General features: G+C 38.2%; 2 protein-coding genes. Both read left to right on the top strand.

What is annotated here, in order from left to right; all coding sequences use genetic code 11:
• Positions 1-650: 650 nt before the first annotated feature.
• Positions 651-3,893, top strand: coding sequence for a SusC/RagA family TonB-linked outer membrane protein (locus ACOVQ4_RS08605; RefSeq protein WP_421820243.1), 3,243 nt, complete (start codon positions 651-653; stop codon positions 3,891-3,893).
• A 70-nt stretch (positions 3,894-3,963) separates the two neighbouring features.
• Entirely contained in the window at positions 3,964-5,274 is a 1,311-nt protein-coding gene (locus ACOVQ4_RS08600; protein ID WP_421820242.1) for a RagB/SusD family nutrient uptake outer membrane protein, read from the top strand.
• The last annotated feature ends 234 nt before the right edge of the window (positions 5,275-5,508 follow it).

Raw genomic sequence — 5,508 nt, 5'->3', positions numbered from 1 at the left:
CCGAAAGCCGATACCTGAAAGCCCTAAGCATAATCTTAAATTTTATTTTGCCCACTAACTTAGACTTTAATGAAATTAGCAAACAATTGAGAATATTCCAAGAACTATTCTTCAGGAACACCTATCCGAAAAGCCATAAATATGCCAGAAAGTCGATACTTTTAATAGTCTAATCTCAACAAAAACTTCATAAAGAGAATGTTCATTTACACAACAGATATACACATTAATATTTTTTTTAGTAAAGCCTTCTCTCGTAGAATAGTACTTTTTTGAGGGTTATTATTGGTCACACATAGAAAATTTTAAAGAAAAATTGCATACCTAGACTTGCGGACTAATGAAGAAAACAACATTAAAAATAAAACTTTTACACCAAAATATTGACTTATTTCTACAATTTACCGTAAAAATGCCTAAGGATTGAACATATTATTTGCTACGTGCCTAGCAGCAAAATATTATTAGACAATGTTTATAATTAAAGGAATCTTTTTTAGGCAAAGTTTAGAATGTGCAAAATATTTCTATCACACATTTAATGTAGCGACATATAAAATTTGGTTTAGAAGTTTTTCTGTTTGTAATTTTGTTTTAAGTGGAAATTATTCCAAAGTCAGTGTAGTATTAACAAACTAATTAATTGTCACATGAAAAGAAAGCTACTAATGAGCTTTGTTTTGGTGTTGTCGCTTGTATTTAGCACAATTGCCCAAGACATTGTAATTTCAGGAAAGGTAACTTCATCAGAAGATGGATCGGCACTTGCTGGTGTGAACGTTACTATCAAAGGGTCTTCAAAAGGAACCACAACGTCTTCGGACGGTTCTTATCGCATCAGTGCTCCTGCCAAATCTGTATTAATATTCAGTTTTGTAGGTTTTACTTCACAAGAAGTGGGTATTGGTTCAAAAACAATCGTTAATGTAAACCTAAAATCAGCAACAACTGACCTAGATGAGGTTGTGATTGTAGGTTATGGTACTCAGGCGAAGAACAAAGCCACCTATTCGGTATCAACGATTAAGAGTGATGAGCTAAAAAACCTACCTGTTACAGGTGTTGACCAAGCTATGCAAGGTCGTGCAGCAGGTGTATTGGTTACTTCAAACTCAGGTACTCCTGGTGGTGGTGTGACAGTTCGTCTGCGTGGAGGTAGCTCTATCACAGCAAGTAACGAGCCTTTGTATGTAGTAGATGGTATTCCAATCAATACTGGTAGCTATTCACAGTTAGGGTTTGGTAACCAATCTTCGAACGCATTGAATGACATCGCGCCAAACGATATTGAATCTATCGATATTTTGAAAGATGCGGCGGCAGCGGCTATTTACGGTTCGCGTGCAGCAAATGGGGTAGTATTGATTACGACAAAAAAAGGTAAAGCTGGAAAAACTCAGATTAACTTTAACTATTATACAGGTGTTGGGCAAAAAGCAGGTAACAAACTCAGTCCAATTTCTGGTGCCGAGGAAACGAAGTTATTGCAAGAAATGGTTATAAATCGCTATGGTGTTTATAATAGTGCAGGTGGACTAACAACTCCTGGTTTTGGTACAGGTACAAGTGTATGGGCTTCGGCAGCAGACGTGGCTGCTTACTTCTGGCAATCAGATAGTAACGTCGGAGTAAATGCAGCAGGACAATTGTATACTGTAGAAACAGCAGCAGCACAAGCACGTGGAATTCGTACAGTAAATGTATTCCAGAATCCTTCACAGGCAATTAGTACTAACTGGCAAGATTTAATTTTCAGAAACGCTCCTATTAGCCAATACGATATTTCGGCGAGAGGGGGTAACGAAAAAACAACCTTCTTTATATCTGGTTCATTATTTGACCAAAAAGGGATTATCTTAGGTTCTGACTACAAGCGTTTGGTTGGTAGAATTAACTTAGAGCATCAAATCAGTAAAAGAGTAAAAACAGGTGCTCAGATGTCGTATACTCGTTCTTTACAAAACCGTATCAACAACGACAACAATATTTATGGTGTATTGAGTACTGCTATTTTGATGGCTTCGGATATTCCTGTTCGTTTTGCTGATGGTTCTTATGGTAAAGATGCTTCGTCCTCTACCGAAAACCCATTGGCAGCAGCAGTTGAACCTTACAACTTATCAACGAGTGGTCGTTTATTAGGAACTGTATTTGCAGAAGCTTCTTTAATCGAAGGCTTAAAAATTAGAACAAACTGGAACTTAGACCAAGTTTCTTTCAAAGAAGACCGTTTCTTGCCAAATACCTTGAACGCAGCTTCAGGTTTGAACGGTTCGGCCACTGCTACAAACGGTGGTGAGTTAAACTGGTCAACAAGTAACTACCTGACTTACAACCGTTCTTTCAACAATATTCACTCAATTTCTGCAACGGCAGGTGCTGACTATCAGCAGTCAGCCTATGATTTTGTTTTGGCTTCGGCGACAAACTTCCCTGGAAATGCTATTAAGAGAGTATCTGCGGGCGCTAACAAAACAGATGCTACGTCGGGTGGTACTTCTTGGGGGTTAGTTTCTTATTATGGTCGTTTGAACTATGACTATGATGGTAAATATTTGGTACAAGGGGTATTCAGAACAGATGCTTCTTCAAGATTTGGTGCTAACAACCGTTGGGGAACCTTCCCTTCTATTTCAGTAGCTTGGAGAGCCTCTAAAGAACAATTCATGGAATCTGTTCCAGCTATCAGTGATTTAAAAATCCGTGCTAGTTATGGTAAAACAGGTAACTCTGAAATCACAAACTTTGGTTCTTTAGGCTTGTTTGGAAGTGGTGTTGCTTATCAATTAAATGGTGCATTAGTTCCTTCTCAATTATCAAATCCAGATTTGAAATGGGAGACTACAACCACGTCAGAAGTTGGTTTGGATATCGGTTTGTTGAAAAATCGTCTTACTATTAATGCAGGATATTATCACAAATATACCAATGACCTATTGTTGAACGCTACTATTCCTGCTACTTCTGGTTTTACTTCGGTTCTACAAAACATTGGTGAAATGCAAAACAATGGCTTTGAACTAGGTATCTCTTCTGAGAATATTAAAGGAAAAGACTTTACTTGGAACACTAGTTTTAATATCACTTTCAACAAAAACAAAGTGATGAAAATCTTTAACGGTACACCAACACCTTACGGTTTTGCAAGCTGGTTGGCAGAAGGAGAAGAGTTAGGCTCGTTTAGAGGATATGTAGTAGAAAAAATCTTCCAATCTACCGACGAGGTAGCTGCTGCTAATGCTGCTGCTAGAGCAAAAGGATTTGCCAACTACCAAGTAGCTACTACTGCTCCGGGTGATATCAAGTTCAAAGATTTGAATGGTGATGGCACTGTCAACTCTGCCGACCAACAAGTATTAGGTTCGGCTCAGCCAAAATTCTTTGGTAGTTTAACCAATGACTTTACTTATAAAGGTTTTGATTTGAAAATATTTGCACAATTTGTGTATGGTAACAAAATCTTGAATTACACTCGTAACTTCTCTGAAGGTATGAATGGTGTATTTGGGCAAACAGACGCCGTATTGAATCGTTGGACGCCAACAAATACCAACACAGATATCCCAAGAGCCGTGTTTGGTGACCCTAACAACAACCGTCGTGTATCTGACCGTTTTATCGAAGATGGTTCATACCTACGTTTGAAAAATGTGATTTTGGGTTATACATTACCTAAGACTGTAACAAACAAAATTGGTATCGAGCGCGTAAGAGTATATGCACAAGCACAAAACTTGTTGACATTCACTAAATACAAAGGCTTAGACCCAGAAGTAAGTACTTTTACCGCAGGAGCAAATGGTAACTCTTCAGCCAATGCTGCTTTGGGTACAGACTTTTTGACTTTCCCACAACCTAGAACAATCACGTTTGGGGTTAACTTGACATTCTAATAGTTGACTCTAAGCATTTGTAGGTATTATTGTTTTACAGTAAGTTATTCATTTTAAAGATTTTGAAGCCATGAATAAACTAAAAATATTTATATTTAGTACTCTTGTTTTGGGCAGCACGGCTTGCGAACAAGTACTAGACCAACTTCCCCAAACTGCCGTTGTATCCGAAATTAAGGACGCTTCGACAGCTCGTGCCGCACTAAATGGTGCTTACAACGGTTTACAATCTGCTAACTATATTGGTACGCGTTATCAATTATTACCAGATTTACAATCAGGAAATCTGCGTCATACTGGTACTTTCTCTGACTTTGCGGAAATTGCGAACCGCTCTATCCTTACCAACAACACATCGGTAACAAGTATGTGGACGCAAATTTATACGTCTATTTTGCGTGACAACTTCTTGATCAAGTATGTGCCTTCGATTAACGAATCTGGCTTTACAGATGCTGCCAAAAACCAGATTGTAGCAGAAGCTAAATTTTTGAGAGCATTTAACTACTTCAACCTAGTGAGATGGTGGGGAGATGTACCATTGGTATTGGATCCAACCGAACAAGCTGATGAGTCTTTGAAAGTTTCTCGTAGCTCAACTGCCGATGTGTACAAGCAAATCTATGCTGATATTGATGCAGCACTTCCATTTTTGCCAAATACCAATAGAGGAAAGGCTACAAAAAATGCAGCATTAGCCTTGAAGGCTAGGGCAGCGCTTTACCAAAAAGATTATGCTGCGGTGGTATCATTATGCGACCAAATCATTGCTACAGGACAGCATTCGTTAGTACCTACCTTCTCTAATATTTTTGCTACTCAAGGTACTGCCGAAAGTATTTGGGAACTTAGTTTTGAAACTACAAACAGTAATACTTTAGCGTTCTTCTTGTTTTCGACTGCCTTGGGAGGAAGAAACGAGATGCGTCCAAATACAACTTTAGTATCTGCCTACTCTGCTACAGATACACGTCGTATTCTGACTACTTCTTACGATGCTCAATTGAAATACTTCAGAATCAACGGTACTGACTTCCCTGTGCTTTTCCGTTATGCTGAAGTGATTTTGAATAGGGCTGAGGCCTTGGCTGAACTTGGTAGAAATGCGGAAGCGTTGACAGCTCTGAACTTGATTCGTAACCGTGCTGGTATTGGTGATGCTGATGCTTCATTGGCAACGAATCCTACTGCATTAAAAACTGAAATCTTTACTCAAAGAAGACTAGAATTAGCTTTGGAAGGTCACTATTTCTTTGACTTGGTTCGTACTGGACGTGCAGCTACTACGCTTACCAACTGGGCAAGTACACAAGCTCTATTACCAATTCCACAAAGAGAAAGAGATTCTAACCCTAAATTGACACAAAACCCAGGGTATTAATCAATTTTAAGTTGCTATTCGCTGATTATTTATTTGATTTAATCTTGAATATTAAAATCTTTGAAAGAAGCTTCCTTTATCAAGAAGGAAGCTTCTTTTTTTATCTAAAAAAAGCTAATTTTAAATTATTCAGGCTCAGAATCTTCAATTGAGCACCCGATAAGCTGATGCAACTAATTTCTACTTACATTGGTCTTTACAGTAAATACAATGTCCGTTTGATTTTATTTTTAT

Source organism: Flectobacillus sp., assembly GCF_049240685.1.
In the GTDB taxonomy this organism is placed as follows: Bacteria; Bacteroidota; Bacteroidia; order Cytophagales; family Spirosomataceae; genus Flectobacillus.
This window is presented reverse-complemented; position numbering and strand designations above follow the sequence as displayed.